1 protein-coding gene is annotated in these 237 nt (G+C 67.9%); it reads left to right on the top strand.

What is annotated here, in order from left to right:
- The coding region (locus FQ664_RS26900; protein ID WP_144176005.1) for an alpha/beta fold hydrolase at positions 1-237 on the top strand (237 nt) is incomplete at both ends.

Genomic DNA, 237 nt, shown 5'->3' with positions numbered 1-237 from the left:
GGGCACACGGTGGTGTCGCTGGAGGGGCCGGGGCATGGCCGTTCGCCTGGCGAACAGGCAAATGTGGTGTTGTTTGCCCGAGCGCTGCTGGAAGCTGCCGCCGAGCTGCCGCCGCTGCGCGCGGTTATTGGCCATTCCATGGGCGGCGCCAGTGTATTGCTGGCCTTGCAGATGGGGCTGCGTACCGAGGCAGCGGTAAGCATCGCTGCCCCGGCGCGGCTATTGGGCGTACTGCGT

The organism is Pseudomonas persica, assembly GCF_900291015.1.
GTDB lineage: Bacteria > Pseudomonadota > Gammaproteobacteria > Pseudomonadales > Pseudomonadaceae > Aquipseudomonas.
The sequence above is the reverse complement of the archived record's forward strand: the minus strand, read 5'-3'. Positions and strand labels throughout refer to the sequence as shown.